The organism is Pseudoxanthomonas dokdonensis, assembly GCF_001431405.1.
Classification (GTDB): Bacteria; Pseudomonadota; Gammaproteobacteria; order Xanthomonadales; family Xanthomonadaceae; genus Pseudoxanthomonas_A; species Pseudoxanthomonas_A dokdonensis.
Map to the genome: position 1 here is coordinate 29,277 of NZ_LDJL01000016.1, position 14,884 is coordinate 44,160.

General features: G+C 64.7%; 11 protein-coding genes. 4 read left to right on the forward strand and 7 right to left on the reverse strand.

All coding sequences use genetic code 11. The features are described 5' to 3' along the window. The first annotated feature begins 50 nt into the window (after positions 1-50). From ABB29_RS14005 to ABB29_RS14015, 3 genes are all read left to right on the forward strand, one after another. Positions 51-545 (forward strand): hypothetical protein, encoded by a 495-nt coding sequence (locus tag ABB29_RS14005; protein ID WP_057660136.1) that lies wholly within the window; start codon positions 51-53, stop codon positions 543-545. 123 nt (positions 546-668) lie between these two features. Then, positions 669-1,097: a PH domain-containing protein gene (locus tag ABB29_RS14010; RefSeq protein ID WP_057660137.1), complete on the forward strand. Its 429-nt coding sequence runs from the start codon at positions 669-671 to the stop codon at positions 1,095-1,097. 168 nt (positions 1,098-1,265) lie between these two features. Next, entirely contained in the window at positions 1,266-2,594 is a 1,329-nt protein-coding gene (locus tag ABB29_RS14015; RefSeq protein WP_057660138.1) for a BamA/TamA family outer membrane protein, read from the forward strand. Positions 2,595-2,793: 199 nt separating this feature from the next. Here the strand turns inward: ABB29_RS14015 and ABB29_RS14020 are convergent, their stop codons facing one another. Then, positions 2,794-4,488, reverse strand: coding sequence for an autotransporter outer membrane beta-barrel domain-containing protein (locus ABB29_RS14020; protein ID WP_057660139.1), 1,695 nt, complete (start codon positions 4,486-4,488; stop codon positions 2,794-2,796). A gap of 546 nt (positions 4,489-5,034) precedes the next feature. Here ABB29_RS14020 and ABB29_RS14025 point away from each other — a divergent pair. After that, positions 5,035-5,499, forward strand: a complete 465-nt coding sequence (locus ABB29_RS14025) for an SRPBCC family protein (RefSeq protein ID WP_057660255.1) — start codon at positions 5,035-5,037, stop codon at positions 5,497-5,499. Between the two features lie 57 nt (positions 5,500-5,556). Here ABB29_RS14025 and ABB29_RS14030 read toward each other — a convergent pair whose 3' ends face one another. The 6 genes from ABB29_RS14030 to ABB29_RS14055 form a co-directional block, all read right to left on the reverse strand. Beyond that, entirely contained in the window at positions 5,557-6,168 is a 612-nt protein-coding gene (locus tag ABB29_RS14030; RefSeq protein WP_057660140.1) for a glutathione S-transferase family protein, read from the reverse strand. 84 nt (positions 6,169-6,252) lie between these two features. Continuing rightward, positions 6,253-6,708, reverse strand: a complete 456-nt coding sequence (locus ABB29_RS14035) for a cell wall hydrolase (RefSeq protein WP_057660143.1) — start codon at positions 6,706-6,708, stop codon at positions 6,253-6,255. 333 nt (positions 6,709-7,041) lie between these two features. Next, positions 7,042-9,105 carry an NADPH-dependent 2,4-dienoyl-CoA reductase gene (locus ABB29_RS14040; RefSeq protein WP_057660145.1) on the reverse strand — a complete coding sequence of 688 codons (2,064 nt, stop codon included), beginning with the start codon at positions 9,103-9,105 and terminating at the stop codon, positions 7,042-7,044. Between the two features lie 138 nt (positions 9,106-9,243). Beyond that, a complete protein-coding gene (locus ABB29_RS14045) occupies positions 9,244-12,675 on the reverse strand; it encodes an SbcC/MukB-like Walker B domain-containing protein (RefSeq protein ID WP_057660146.1) in 3,432 nt (1,143 codons plus the stop codon). Beyond that, positions 12,662-13,321 (reverse strand): DUF4194 domain-containing protein, encoded by a 660-nt coding sequence (locus ABB29_RS14050; protein WP_057660148.1) that lies wholly within the window; start codon positions 13,319-13,321, stop codon positions 12,662-12,664. The genes ABB29_RS14045 and ABB29_RS14050 overlap by 14 nt, the downstream gene beginning before the upstream one ends. Continuing rightward, a complete protein-coding gene (locus ABB29_RS14055) occupies positions 13,318-14,772 on the reverse strand; it encodes a Wadjet anti-phage system protein JetA family protein (protein ID WP_057660150.1) in 1,455 nt (484 codons plus the stop codon). The genes ABB29_RS14050 and ABB29_RS14055 overlap by 4 nt, the downstream gene beginning before the upstream one ends. Between the last annotated feature and the right edge of the window lie 112 nt (positions 14,773-14,884).

The window sequence follows — 14,884 nt, forward strand, 5'->3', positions numbered from 1 at the left end:
CCGGGGGCAGGGGGCCCACTGGCGCATGCCGCAGGGGGGCAACGCAGATTATGGTGTATACCAAGACCGACGCTGGACGCGATGAAATCCAGCAACGCAGCCGTAAACTTCCGACCGGGTTGCGCTCCATCCTGTTGATGGTTGACGGCCAACGCAACGAAGCCGAATTGAAGGAACTGGCCAGCGCGCTGAAGGCACCGGACGACGCCCTGGAGCAGCTGCTGGCACAGCAACTGATCGCTGTCGTCGATACCGCCACCGGGCCGGCTGAAGGGCCGCAGGCGGATGCCGAAGAGGTGGCCGATGACGGCGAGGGCCAGCGCCGCGCCGCGCTGTACAACCTGATGACCGATGCCATCCACGCCCACCTCGGCTTGAAGGGCTACTTCCTGCAGCTCAAGGTCGAACGCTGCACCGACATGGCCGCGCTGGTGGCGCTGATGCCGGATATTTCGGCGGCCTTGGGCAAGGCCAAGAGCGATGCGCTGGCCAAGCGCTGGCTGGACAACGCGCGCTCGCTGCTGGCCGAAACGCAGGCAGCCTAGCCATGCTGCCGCCGCAAGGATAGGCGGCCGAAGCAGTGAAGCACCCATCCATCCGGGTTATGGTATCCATGTCGGTCGATCGCGGGCCGACCGTCATGGAGTATTGGCTGACAAGGAGGATGCATGGCAACGACATATCGTTCGAAGGTGGATGGCTGGCTGCTGATCGTGCTGCTGGGGGCGATGGCGGTTTGTCTCCCCGCGGCCTTCGCCGCACTGGCGCAAGAGCAGGGATGGGTAGCATGGTTGACGGTGGCCGCGGTACTGCTGCTGGGGTTCGGCTTGCCGCTGTCGCTGCTGTTCGCTACCCGCTACACCATTACCGCTGATTGCCTGCAGGTGCGCAGCGGGCCTTTCCGCTGGCGGGTGCCGCTGGCGGCGATCACTGACATCACGCCGACCCGCAATCCGGCGTCGAGCCCGGCGCTGTCGCTGGATCGACTGCGGATCGACTACGGTCGCGGCCGCCAGTTGCTGATCTCGCCACGCGACCAAGCGGGCTTCATGCAGGCGATCGAACAGGCATGCCGGAAAGCCGGGGCGGGCAGGTAGGCGAGCGGTCCCGCGTTGGCTGAATTGCCGCCACCGGCGCAGTGCTTGACCTCATCGTGACATGAAGAGGTTACCATCTCGGTGACAGCAGGGGCTTCACGTGCTGTCGCCCGGGATGGAATGACGAGCGGCGCGAGCCGTTGGCGAGTGACCTGACGAGGATGTCCGATGAACAAGTGCTGGTTTGCCACCGCGAGCCTGCTGTTGCTGACATGCATGCCCGGCGCCTTGCTGGCGCAGGTTGCAGATGCCGGTGCCGACGGCCCTAGCGTCACCAGCATGCCGACCGTGGATTGCCGGGCGCTGCCTGCGGCGCCGCAATGCAGTGCTGCCGATGGCCAGACCGCCGCCGCTGCACCCCCGGTCGAAGTGCCAGCGGACACGGTGGCGCCGGCCGACCAGCCCAGGGAAAGCCTGCATGACCTGATGCACGACCCGCAGGATGGCAAGCTCGACATGTCGCGCTGGCTGTTGGAACACCGCGGCTTCCTGCCGGTGCCGGCGGTCATCAGTGACCCGGCGTTGGGTTATGGCGGCGGCCTCGGGCTGGTGTTTTTCCACCGCCCGGCCGGCGCGCCGACCACCCGCACCACGACCGATGGTCGCCAGCAGATGATCGCGCCCAACGTCTACGGTGTTGGCGGGATGAAGACCGAAAACGGCAGTCATGCCTACGGCGGTTTCGCCAACCTGCATTTCGCCGATGATCGCTGGCGCTACGTGGCCGCGGTCGGCAAGAGTTCGTTCAACCTGGACTTCTACACGCCCGGTCGGCTGCTGCCACCGGTGGCGGTCGGCTACAACACCGACGGCCTGATTTCATACCAGAAGCTGTCGCGCCGGATCGGTGACCAGTCGCTGTACCTGGGCCTGTCATGGCTGTACATGGACCAGGACATCCGCTTTGACCTGCCGTCCGACCGCGAACGCTTCAGCGACAAGGAAGTGACCAAGCGCAACTCCGGGCTGGGCCTGTCACTGCAATACGATCAACGCGATAACAACTTCACGCCCAACAGCGGCTGGCTGGGCATCATCCAGGGCACGTTCTACGGCAAGGGCATCGGCAGCGACACCGCCTTCCAGAGCTATCGCGGCCACGTCTACGGCTATCTGCCGGTGGCCGATGGCAAGCTGGTACTCGGTGGGCGCCTGGATACGCGCTGGGCCAATGGCGACATTCCATTCAACCGTCTGCCCTACATCGACATGCGCGGCATCGGATCGGCCCGCTACCAGGACACCCGCGCCGGCGTGGCCGAAACCGAAGTGCGCTGGAACCTGACCCCGCGCTGGGCGCTGATTGGCTTTGCCGGCGCCGGCCGTACATGGGGACGCAACAATGATTTTGGTGACGCGCAAAGCCAGGTGTCCAAAGGCACCGGCTTCCGTTATCTGATCGCGCGCCAGCTGGGGTTGTACATGGGATTGGACTACGCCTGGGGGCCGGAAGATGAAACCCTGTACGTGCAGTTCGGCAGTGCCTGGAGCCGTTGATCCAGCCGTCCGGCGAATGGCAGGCGCTTGATCGACGAATGTCAGCTCTGCCTGCCTTTCATCCGTGCCGCGAATCGCAACATTTGTCGAAGTGAGCCGTTTGGCGCGCCGGCAGCCAAGGTTGCCAGCGTCGGCCATGACACAAAAAAACGCCGGCATCAGCCGGCGTTTTTCCTGCACATCCATCGTCTGCGCGGTATCAGAACACCCACTTGGCGCCGATGGTGCCGATCCAGCCGGTGCGGCTGGCCGAGCCCTGGTCCGAGCCAACGTCCATCTGTACCGCCATGTCGCCATACAGCGACCAGTTGTTGCGCATCGAAGCGGTGGCACCAAAGCCGAACTCGACGCTGTCGCCGTATTCGCCGGTGGCGAAGTACTCATCGGACAGGAACGCGCGCTGATCCGGACCCTCGCTGCCGTAATAGTTCAGCTTGAGGTATTCGGTGACCGCGGTGCCCTTGGCGGTGGTCTGTTCGCTCAGCAGTGCACGCGCGCCGACACGCCAGATGAACAGTTCCGGTTGGCCCAGGTCGATGACCACGCCATCGTGATCGGTGTCGGTTTCGGTATCCAGCTTCTGCCAGGACACCTGCGCCTGCGGCTCCAGTACCACGTGCTCGCCAAGGGCGAAGGAGTAGCCGACTTCGACCGAGGCGAAAATGGCACTGCTCTCGGTCTTGGCGACGCGGCTCTGGTGGAACGGCGTATCGATGTCGGTCTTGTACCAGCTGCCACCCACCACGCCATCGACGTAGAAGCCGTTGTTGTGCTGCCAGGTCGCGGTCAGCGCTACGCTGGTCGCATCGGTCTGCATGCGGCTGACTTCACCCACGCTGGCGTCGGCCAGGTACACGGTGTTCGGATTGACTTGCGACTTGCCGGCGCTGAGCGCGCCACCCAGGCGGAAGCTGCTGTCCTGGCCGCTCAGGCGCAGCCAGTTGCCACCGACCTGCAGGCCGAAGAAGTCCTGCTCATAGTCATAGCCGTATTCGTTGAACGACAGATCGCTGTTGTAGCTGCTCTGGCCGCCGAAGGTACGCACGAATACCTGCGCATCGCCTTCGGCCGGGCTGTTGGCGCCGTTGATTTCACCAAAACGCTGGTGCAGGGTGGCAATGCTCTGCTGACCATAGGCGAACAGCGTGTTGTTCTGGACCAGATAGGACGACGCCTGCGGTACCAGCGCCAGGCGCTCACCGGCAGTCGGTGCGACCGGGGTGACCGGCGTGGTCGGGTCGACCGGTGGGGTTACCGGCGGCACCACCGGCGGCGGTGGTGTCGGGTTCTCGGCGGCTTTGGCGTTCTGCAGGCGGTAATCCCAGAAACCATCGGCGTCTTCGTTGACCAGGCGCTGGCTCTTGTCGGCGTCGGCCGGGCCGTAGCTGTTCAAGCGGTACTGGAAGGCACCGACCGCCACGTATTCGCCTTTCAGTGCAAATGCATTGGCGTTGGAGCTGCCGGCGACCTGGGCCACCGAGATGCCTTCGTTGGCGCTGTTGACGCCGCTGCTGTCAAGGTCGGTCGAGGCGCCCGGACCACCATTGTTCCTGATGTCCAGGGTGATGGCTTCACCACTGAAGTTGCCATTGACCAGCACCCGATTGCTGCCTTGGCCGAGGGTGGTGCTGCCACCGGCATCCAGGAAGGTATTCATGATGATGGTGTTACCCGCACCGCTGGTCAGGTTGCCGTTGGAAGTGAGGTTGCCGTAGCTTCCATCGCTCTTTATGTTGAAGGTATGGCTGGTATTGTTGAACGTATTATCGCCATTGTAGTTGAAGCCGCCGCCGGTAAAGTTGACGCCATTGAAGGTGCCTGCACTGGCGCCGGCGGTGGCACCGAGGCCGATGGCCAGCTGCACGCCGGCGACGAGAATCTTTCTCTTGATCATTGCTTCGTCCTGATGTTTTTTGGTAATTCTCTCGTCCACATGCGCCGGAAAGCAGGCTGAATCACGCCCATGCGGAGATGTGGTCGCGCAGGCTAGCAATGCGTTTGATTTAACGTCAAGAAAACAGCTGAAGAAGACATCCGCATCACTTTTCTTTTAAGTTATTCGAGTAAATCACTGTAGGAATATTCTTAATAGAGAAGCCGGAACAAAGAACCTTCTGTTTCCCACATTGAACAGGTGTGATTGCCTGCGCGCTGTTGGCTGCGGGAGATCGAAGATCGAAACATGCATCAAGTGATTCGTCGCATGGCTGCGGCCAGGGAACGAAGCAACCGGGCCGCCACCAATGCAATGGGCGGACAAGCGGCCAGGAGCATTCATGGCCAGTTGCCGGCAGCCTGCCGTCAGCAGGCAGTAGTCAAGAGCCGCCGGATGGCCGCGCACGATGGCTACGAAGCGGGCATCGACAAGCTGCCCGCTGCTGTCGAAAACTGGCGCTGCCGTTCGTCGATCAGATACCAGACCATTGCACGGGAGTACGAGATGAGTGATGAGCAGAAAAGTGGCACCGTCCGCCTGCACCGCGTGTTGCGGGCACCACCGGAGCGCGTGTATCGCGCCTTCCTGGATGACGATGCGCGGGTGAAGTGGCTGCCGCCGCATGGCTTCACCGGCAAGGTGCATCAGTCCGATGTGCGCGTCGGTGGCCACTACCGGATGTCATTCACCAATTTCAGCACTGGCGCCAGTCATGGCTGGAGCGGCACCTATACCGAACTGGTACCGGACCAGCGCATCCGCTACACCGATCAGTTCGATGATCCGGCGATGCCTGGTGAGATGGATGTGCAGGTGAGTTTGACCGCGGTCGCCTGCGGAACCGAACTGACGGTGGTGCAGGCGGGCATTCCGGCGGCCATCCCGGTCGAGTTCTGCTATCTCGGCTGGCAGGAGTCGCTGGCGCTGTTGGCGCAACTGGTGGAGCCGGAAATTGCCGATGACGCCTGAGTGCGGCAGCGGCTTGATGGATGGCGTGGCACGTAGTGCGTGCCACGCCATCGCGTATTACTGCAGGCCTTCCGCTTTCAATACCTGTTGCACGTCGGCGTCGGCCAGCATGCGCTGCTTGAATGCATTGAGGTTGGCCAGATCCGACAGATCGATGCCGAGCTTGTCGGCCCACAACAGGGTGATGAACAGATAGGGGTCGGCAAAACTGCGGAAGCCGGCCAGCCATTGCTTGCCCTGCAGTTGCCGGTCAGCACTTTCGAACAGAGCGCGCACGCGCTTGCGTGCAGCCGCCTTGATCGCATCGTGCTGGCTGTCATCGGCGCTGAAGGCGGCCGGCGCGAAAATCGGCTTGAACGCCGGATGCAGATCCGAATTGACGAACGCCAGCCAGCGATTGGCCTGCGCGCGTTGCTGCACGCTGCCGTCGCCGGCCAGGCCGGCCTGCGGATAGCTGTCGGCGATGTAGGCCATGATGGCCGCGTTCTGGGTCAGGATGAAATCGCCGTCGACGATGGCGGGCACCGCGCCGGTCGGGTTGATGGCGAGGAACTCAGGCGCCTTCATTTCCTGCGCGGTCAGGATCTGGACATCGAACGGCTGGCCGGTCCACTGCAATGCAATGTGGTCGGCGGTGGAGCATGCACCGGGTTTGGAATAGAGCTTCACGTGGGTTCCTGCAACAAGAAAGGCGGGTGGGAACTGTCCCAGACCCGCCTTGTTTGCTCAAGTGTCGCCCACGCAACAGTGCATTCAGGAACGCGGTTTCAGCTTCTGCACTTCGAGGAACGTGTGATCACCGATGGTGGCCACGTGGTAGGCGTTGCGCCAGCTCGGATTGGCGATGCCAAGCGCGGCGAAGTGGCTGGCACCGGGGACGATTTCCTTGCGCTCACCGGGCGGCAGTGCCCAGTTGAGTTCAGCGCCGAGAGCGACGTTGACCGAACTGGCCCAGGCATCGGCATTCTTCAGCCGCGTGCCCGGTGGCACCAGGCTGGGCGCGAACTGCTTGCGGGCGGTGACCACCTCGCACATCGAGTCGCCCCACAGGCCGCTGTCCAGGCGGCGCAGCGCCACTTCGGCGACGGCTTGCTGGCCTTGCAGGGTCTGGTCGCGGGCTTCCAGGTACACGGTGGTGCTGAGGCACAACGAATCGGCGGCCGGCTGTGGCAGCAACTGCGACAGCCAGAGAATCCAGGCCAGTTTCATAGAACTCCTTGCTCCGTCTTTCCCGCATCCGCTCTTCCCAACCACACGGGAAGCACAAAACTCTGGACACGGCAGGGCGTTATGGGGAGGCAGCCTCACGGGGCTGCCCCGATAAACCGGCAAATCAGAAGGCGCCGGGTTGGCCTGCCGGAACTGGCGGCGGGCCGGAAAGTGCGCGCAAGGTAAGTGCGGCAATGGCAACGCCAGCTGAACGCTGGGCAGCCCTATTCAGTTTCTGCCGGCGGATCCGACACGCCGGCGACGGGGCGACCGTTGAGGCGCAACGGCCGGGGAAATATTCAATGGCTCACTAATGAACGATCCCGTTCAGTTTCAGAGCGTGGCAGCCAGCCGGCTGCCCTGGTCTATCGCACGTTTTGCGTCCAGTTCGGCGGCGACATCGGCGCCGCCAATCAGGTGGCTGCGGATGCCGGCCGCCAGCAATCCCGCCTGCAGTTCGCGGCAGGGTTCCTGGCCGGCACAGACGACGACATGGTCCACCGGCAAGGTCTGTTCGACCGTGCCCAGGCGGATATGCAGGCCGGCATCATCGACGCCGACGTATTCGACCCCGCCCAGCATCTTCACGCCCTTGGCCTTGAGCGTGGCGCGGTGGACCCAGCCGCTGGTCTTGCCCAGTCGCGCGCCCGGCTTGCCCGGACTGCGCTGCAACAACCACAACTCGCGTGCGGCGGGTTCGGGCTGCGGTCTGCCCAGGCTGCCGCGGCTTTCGAAGCTGGCATCCACGCCCCATTCGGCCATCCAGCGGGCCACGTCCAGACTCGGTGACGGACCCTCTTCAGCCAGATATTCGGCGACGTCGAAGCCAATCCCGCCAGCGCCGATCATTGCCGCGCGGCGGCCGACCGTGACCCGGCCACTGAGTACATCGGTATAGCTGATCACCTTGGGATGATCGGCGCCGGCAAAATCGACCTTGCGCGGAGTGATGCCGGTCGCCAGCACGACCTCGTCAAAGCCCTGCAACGCCGCCACGTCGACTTGCCTGCCCAGTGCCAGCCGGACCCCGCTGTCGTCGAGCTTGTGCTGGAAATAACGCAGGGTTTCGTGGAATTCCTCCTTGCCTGGAATCTGCTTGGCGTAGTTGAACTGGCCACCAATCCGGTCGGCGGCGTCAAACAAGGTCACCCGATGGCCACGCTCAGCGGCGACGGTGGCGCAAGCCAGGCCGGCGGGGCCGGCGCCGACCACGGCAATCGACTTCGGCATCAGCGTCTTCGGATAGTTGAGTTCGGTCTCGGCACAGGCGCGCGGATTGACCAGGCAGCTGGCGCGCTTGTTCTGGAACACGTGGTCCAGGCAGGCCTGGTTGCAGGCGATGCAGGTGTTGATGCGCGATGCCTGGCCGGTGCGCGCCTTGTTGGTCCACTGCGGGTCAGCCAGCAGCGGCCGCGCCAGTGACACCATGTCAGCCTTGCCGGCGGCCAGGATCGATTCGGCGACGTCGGGCATGTTGATGCGGTTGCTGGCAATCACCGGCACCCCGACATGTGGGCGCAGTTTGGCGGTGACATCGACGAATGCCGCGCGCGGCACCGACGTGACGATGGTCGGCACCCGTGCTTCATGCCAGCCGATGCCGGAATTGATCAGGGTCGCGCCGGCGGCTTCGACCGCCCTGGCCTGCATCAGGATTTCCTGCCACTGGTTGCCGTCTTCAACCAGATCGACCAGTGACAGCCGGTAGATGATGATGAAGTCGGGGCCGCAGGCCTCGCGGATGCGGCGGACGATCTCGACCGCAAAACGCATGCGCTTTTCCGCGCTGCCGCCCCAGGCATCGTTGCGCTTGTTGGTCCGCGGCGCGGTGAACTCGTTGATGAAATAGCCTTCCGAGCCCATCACTTCGACGCCGTCGTAGCCGGCTTCGCGGGCGCGCCGCGCGGCACTGGCATAGGCGTTGATCTGGCGTTCGACCCCGCGTGCGGACAACGCGCGCGGAGTGAATGGATTGATCGGCGCCTTCAACTTCGATGGCGCCACCGTAAACGGGTGGTAGCCGTAGCGCCCGGCATGCAGCAGTTGCAGGCAGATTTTCGCCCCATGCTGGTGGGCGGCGGCAGTGACAAACTTGTGCGGGCGCACTTCCCACGGCCATGACAGTTTGCCGCCAAACGGTTTCAGCCAGCCGACCAGGTTGGGCGAAAAGCCACCGGTCACCATCAGGCCGACGCCGCCTTCGGCGCGCTCGGCGAAATACGCCGCCAGCTTGGGGAAGTCAGCTGCGCGATCTTCCAGTCCGGTATGCATCGAGCCCATCAATACCCGGTTGCGCAATCGGGTGAAGCCCAGATCCAGCGGCGCGAACAGATGCGGGTAGTGCGGGTTGGCGATGGCGGCGCCGGAGTCGGCGCCGTTGGCGGTGGCTGGGGTCATGCGGGGAAATACGCGTGCGTATGGAGCCGCCACCTTGCCGAGAAATCGCTGATCGCGCAAGCGTGGGCCGGTTTCCGTGGGCGTGGCCCGCAGCGCTGCTTGAGCCCGCCGCAGCGGGCTAGTGGTGACGGCGCTCGGTCAGCCCACCGCACTCTCGCGCTGGATGCGCTCCGTTTCCTCTTCCAGCAGTTGCGGATGCAGGTCGAACTGATCGCTGAGCAACAGGGCACGCGCGGCTTCGGTGACTTCGATCCGTTCGGCCTGCAGCAGATCGCCGTCGCGGAACAGTTCGATATAGCTGTCGAGCACGCCACTGAGCGTGCCCTGGGCGGTGTCCGGCGCGGCCAGCACCAGTTGCAGGCCCAGCGAGCGCAGATAATTGCTGGTGGCACGGGCATTCTGGGCGTCGATCTTGTCGCCGAATTCATCCAGCAGGATCAGGCCCAATCCGCCCGGGTGCGCCTCGCTCTTGCCATAGGCAGCGGCCAGCGCGGCGCCGGCGATCACGTACAGCGGAGCGCGATGTTCGCCACCGGAGCCCGAGCGCATCCGCTCACTGAGGGTGCCGATCACCCGGTCGTCCTGGCGGATCTGTACTTCAAAGCGGAAGAAGCGCCGGTAATCGTCCAACGGTGACGACGCAGCCCGTGCCGCGCTGGCGTCTTCGATCAGCTCACGGAACGCGGCCGGCACTTCGCCGGCGTTGCCGAACAGGCTGTCCTCGCTGCCGATCTCGGCGGCGCGCTGGATGAAGCGATGCAGCTCGCGGAACTCCGCCACCACCTCATAGTGGAACTGGTAGCGCTCGTGGTTGGAAAACGGCGGGCTGGCGCGCAGGGTCCGGTTGAGGGTGGCGATCTGGGTTTTGAGGCGGGTGAAGTTGTCGTTGAGGGTCGCTGCGACGCTGGCGCGAAAGGTTTCCACCGCGGTGTCGTAGGCGGCATCGGCTTCGCCCTGGTAACGCACCAGTTCGGTGTCGCGCAGACGGCTCAGCTCGTGTTGCAGCAGCTTGCGTGCTGGGCGCCAGGCATCGCCATCAAAATCCAGCTCGATGCCGTGGTCGCGTGCGTACTGGGCCAGGCCACTCCAGGCGCCGGGCAGCAGTCGGGCCAACTGGGCGTCGCCATCCTTGCCCCGTTCTTCGCAACGGCGCGCGCGTTCTTCCAGCGCTTGGTATTTCTGATCCAGCTCTTCACGCAGGCGCTCAACCCGGTTCGGGTCCACGTCCGGATGCTTGAACGCATCCACCGCTTCGCGGGCGACGCGTTGTTCCTGTTCGCGCAGGCCATCCAGCAGACGCTGGGCCTGCTCGACCGCATTGGCAGCCAGTGCTTCCTGGCCAACCAGTTGTTCGGTGCGGGCTTCCTGCGCCTGCAATTGGGTCGACAACGCCTGCAGCTGTTCCGACAGGTGCAGCAGATCCGGATCCAGGCTCGACTGGCGGCGCTGCTGCTGGCTTGAATAGCGCGCCGCCAATTGCCGGTGTTCCAGCACCTGTTCGTGCAATGACTGGGCGACGGTGGTGGCGTCGGCCAGCCGCGCCAGACCGCGTTGGGCCTCATCGGCACTGCGCAGCTGCGGTTCAATCTGCCGCAGCTGGGCCTCGGCGGTCTCGATCTCCTCGCGCAGCACCCGCAATCGCGCGCGGTTGTCGGACGCGCCGATTTTCAGATCGCCGGCTGCCGGCAGGCGCAGTCGCTCGATGCCGCCACCACGTGCGAGCAGACCGTCACGGGTCAGGCCCTGGCGGCTGCTGACCAGTTCGGCTTCGCTGTCGACGCAGGCCAGTTCGCCCAGTTGGCGACGCAGGAATGCGAGTGCCTCGAGGTTGTCGCCTTCCAGCAGCGCGGCGACGCTGCCGGCCTCGGCGCTGTCGTTGCCACGGCGATGCCGGGCATGGCTGGACAGCGCCAGCTTGACCCCGTACACCGAACTGCTGCCCTTCAGTCCGCGGTACAGCTTGACCGCGCGTTCTTCATCCCTGGCCGGGACCAGCAGCGCTTCGACATTGCCACGCAGATAGCCTTCGATGGCGTGCTGCCAGCTGCTGTCGCTGACCCGCACCAGATCGCAGACCGGCCGCGCTTCGATGCCGGCGTCGCGCAGATAATTCATCAGTCGCGCGGTATCCGGGTGCAGCTCGGCCTGACCAGCGGACAGACGCTTCTGGTTCTGGCGCGCGCTGGCCAGCGCGTCACGCAATTTGTCGTGGCTCGCATGGCAGCGGCGTGCATGTCGATCGACCGCGGCCAGCAGTGGCGTGGCCTGCTGCAGGCTGCGCTGGACCTGTGCGTGCAGATCTTCAGGCGACCACGGCAGCCCGTCTTCCGCCGCCAGTGCGGCCAACTGCGCATGCCAGCCATCCCAATCCGCCAGTGCGGTCTGCAGCAGGGTGTCGTCGATGCCGTCGATGGCGAGCGCGGCAATGCCTCGCAGGCGCTCGCGGACAAAGGCGACTTCGCGCAGCAGGTCTTTCTTCAAGCGCACCAGCTGTTCGCGATCGCGTCCGGCCAGTTCTTCCAGTTGTGCCTGTTCACCATAGCCCTGGCTGCCTTGCAGCTGGGCTTGGCCACGTGCATGTTCGTCACGCAGATGTTCGCGCTCGGCGCGGCTGTCGCTCAGTTGCCGGCGGCGGTCGGCCAGTTGGGTTTGTGCCTGTTCGACGCCGGTTTCCGCCGCCTGCAATTGTTCGCTGTACAGATCGCGGGCGTATTCGGCAGCCAGTGCGCGGGCAGAGGCGGCACGGGTCGCCTGCTGGGCGATTCTGGCGTATTGCTGTTCGACCAGATCGGCGGCTTCAATCCGCTGCCTGACCTGTTCGATTTTTTCCTTGATCTGGCGGAAGCTGTCGAGCAGGGCCCGGAAGCGACCGATATCGGTCGGGCGATCCTCGGCGACCAGGGTGCGCACGAACAGATCGACGTCTTCGACCCGTTGCAGGTTCAGGGCGTTGAGGAAGGCTTTGCGATAGGCATTGAGGTCCGGGTTGGCCGATGGCGATGCGCGCAGCCGCAGCAGCAGATCGCGGACGAAGCGTTCGCTGACCGTGTGCAGCTCGGCCGAGCTACCAGCCTGCTTGCAGCGGCGATTGATGTGTTCGCGGAATGCGGCCCAGGTCAGCGGCAACTCCTTGCCCTTGACCTGTTCCAGGTGTTCGTCCAAGGCCAGCGCCACCCCCGGCAACAGATACAGGCCGTGCAGGCGGTGTTCCGGCTCATCGGCGGCCGCGCCCAGCGCGATGCCGGCGGTCAATGCCTCGCCGCTGTCCTGATCGCGGAACACCAGACTGATGTAGGTGGTGGCGGTGCGGCGCTTGCGGCCTTCCTCACCGCTGCGATAGACGCCCAGGCAATAGTCGCGGATGCTGCGCGCGCGATGGCTGCCGCCGGCCTGGGCATTGAAGCGGATACGGCTGCGGTCGCCACCCAGCAGCACGATCTGCAGGGCATCCAGCAACGCGCTCTTGCCGGCGCCGTTGGGAGCGATGATCGCGGTGGTCGGGTCCAGCGCCAGTGTCTGCGCCTCGAACAGGAAGAACTGCACCAGATGGATGCGCTCAAGCAGTTGCATCGTTGTCCTCCATGTTGTCCTGGCCGGCATTTGAGGGCTCGTCGGCCGACGCATCGTCGGCGCCGCCATCCCGGTTGTGCTGGTCCAGCCGCTGCAACCAGTGCTCGCCGACGATATCGACGATGGCCGGGCGCACCCGCAGATGGAACGGCTGCGGATCGTCGTCGGATTCCACCAACCGGCCGACACCCCAGCGTTTGAGGCTGCGCGCCAGGGTCCGCAAGCTGCCGATGTCGGGCAGCGGACGGCCGGTCATCGATTGCCAGGCTTCCTGCAGGTCCGGTAGTTCGACCACCACTTCGCCGTGATCTTCGATCAGGCCCTGGCGCATCGCTTTGTCGTAGCGTTGCCGCAGCACCAGCAGGGCCAGGGTTTCATCGAGGGTGACCGGCACCCCTTCGCCGTGGCTGGGCAGTGCCACCACATAGCGGTAATGGGCGTTGCGTTCCAGACGGATGCCGAGCGGTTCCAGCGCGGCGACGAAATCGGCGAAATAGTCCTCGATCAGGTGATAGGCCACACGCGAACGGGCATCGCTGGCGTACAGCACCTGTTCGCTGACCAGACGATAGGCGGCGCGCTCGAAATCAGCGACGGCATACAGGCCATTGGAGTTCTGGCTGAGGGTGTTCCAACTGCGTTTCATGCGGACTTCCGGTTAGGAGCGGTGCCGAGCCGATGGATGCGGAAATCCGGGCCGTGCAGAAAATCATTGTCACTGCTGTCGTCCGTGCCGGCGTCGATCAGTTCGACCCGGAACCCACGCAGCAGCCGCGACAGGGGATCCTCGCGGCGCAGGCCACCGACGCGCCGGCTGCGCAAGGCCAGGGTCAGCAAGGTCTGGTAGGCGCGCAGGTCGGGTATCGAATCAATGCTCAACTGGCGCGAGTCGATCTGAGTGGCCTGGCCGAGATGGCGACCGACATAGCGGGCCATGTCCTCGGCATTGACCAGGCGGGCGCGCTTGATCTGTCGCAACAGTGACAGCCGTGCCAGTTGTTCCGGCGTCGGCGGCGCGTTGCTGTTGGCGCTGCGTGGAATCGGCTGCGGCTTGCGACGCGGCGGCCGCAGCCGGCTTTCGTCCATCAATGCGCCAGCAGCGACCGGCATCCGCTGTTGCTCCGGTGCGGCGACCAGGACGCCGCGCACGGCACGCTGCAGCAACACGTCCAGCCGATCCGGCGCACGCAGGCGGTAGTCGAGGAAGGCCAGCGCCCGCCGATTGGCCTGGCGGATGTCGTCATCGAGCCGGCCCAGATATTCGTCGATCCGCTCCAGCTCATGCAGGCGCTGCAGGCCACGCTGCAGGCGCAGCGCGGCGCGTTGCTCATCACCAGCGGTCAGGTGCTCGCGGTACCAGTCCAGCAATCGCGCGCGCTGGGCCGGTTCCTGCAGTTGCCTGGCCATCGCCAGGATCGCGCTGCGTCGGGCCAGCGGATGATCGCTGGTATGCAGCTCGGCATAGTCGCCAATGAACAACTGGCCGACATAGCGTTCAAACCATTGGCGGGCGAACTGGGCGGTGGTCTCGGCCTTGCTCAACTCCGGCATCAGGTCGCGTACCTGCAGGCTCATCGATGACAACGACACCAGCAGCCGGCGTGCCTGGTCGGCGGCCTCGTCCAGTGCGTCGCCCGCGGCCTTGCCTTCGAGGATCTGCTGCAACTGCAATTCGACCGAGCGCATCTTGGCCGAGACGAAGGTCGGCCCGTGTTCGCCGAATTCGATCAAGGTCGCCAGCAGTCGCGACACCAGCGGCGGCATCGAGACCATTTCGCGCGCGCCGATGCGTTCCTGGCGCAACCAGCCGGCGCCACGGAAGCGGTCATGGATGGCATTGGCGCGGACGTTGAGCGGTGCGTCGGAGACTTCGCCGTCCTCGCTTTCCCACGGATCGTCGGTCAGCAGGTAGCGCTCGACCGCGGCGGTGATATCGCGTCGCGGGATGCCGTCACTGGGCGGCAGTGGCGCGTCCGGGCCGAAGAACTCATCGAACAAACGGCACAGCAACAGCCAGTAGTGTTCGCGGTTGGGCGATGCCAGCGGTCCGAAAATGCCGCCGGGCAGGTTGGCGAACAGCGCAGGCACCGCTGTCATCGCGTCTGCGGGCCCGGGCCTGCGCTGGAGATGCATGCAGGAGTGGGGCAACGCGGCGCTGACGACATGGGCGGAAATCTGCAAACGTGAGATGGAAGGGTCGGCAGCGGGC

Excerpts from the sequence above, each read along its gene's own strand:
- ABB29_RS14025 (WP_057660255.1), top strand. The coding sequence starts at position 5,035 with ATGAGTGATGAGCAGAAAAGTGGCACCGTCCGCCTGCACCGCGTGTTG.
- ABB29_RS14015 (WP_057660138.1), top strand. The coding sequence starts at position 1,266 with ATGAACAAGTGCTGGTTTGCCACCGCGAGCCTGCTGTTGCTGACATGC.
- ABB29_RS14005 (WP_057660136.1), top strand. The coding sequence starts at position 51 with ATGGTGTATACCAAGACCGACGCTGGACGCGATGAAATCCAGCAACGC.
- ABB29_RS14035 (WP_057660143.1), bottom strand. The coding sequence starts at position 6,708 with ATGAAACTGGCCTGGATTCTCTGGCTGTCGCAGTTGCTGCCACAGCCG.
- ABB29_RS14050 (WP_057660148.1), bottom strand. The coding sequence starts at position 13,321 with ATGAAACGCAGTTGGAACACCCTCAGCCAGAACTCCAATGGCCTGTAT.
- ABB29_RS14045 (WP_057660146.1), bottom strand. The coding sequence starts at position 12,675 with ATGCAACTGCTTGAGCGCATCCATCTGGTGCAGTTCTTCCTGTTCGAG.
- ABB29_RS14055 (WP_057660150.1), bottom strand. The coding sequence starts at position 14,772 with ATGACAGCGGTGCCTGCGCTGTTCGCCAACCTGCCCGGCGGCATTTTC.
- ABB29_RS14040 (WP_057660145.1), bottom strand. The coding sequence starts at position 9,105 with ATGACCCCAGCCACCGCCAACGGCGCCGACTCCGGCGCCGCCATCGCC.
- ABB29_RS14010 (WP_057660137.1), top strand. The coding sequence starts at position 669 with ATGGCAACGACATATCGTTCGAAGGTGGATGGCTGGCTGCTGATCGTG.
- ABB29_RS14020 (WP_057660139.1), bottom strand. The coding sequence starts at position 4,488 with ATGATCAAGAGAAAGATTCTCGTCGCCGGCGTGCAGCTGGCCATCGGC.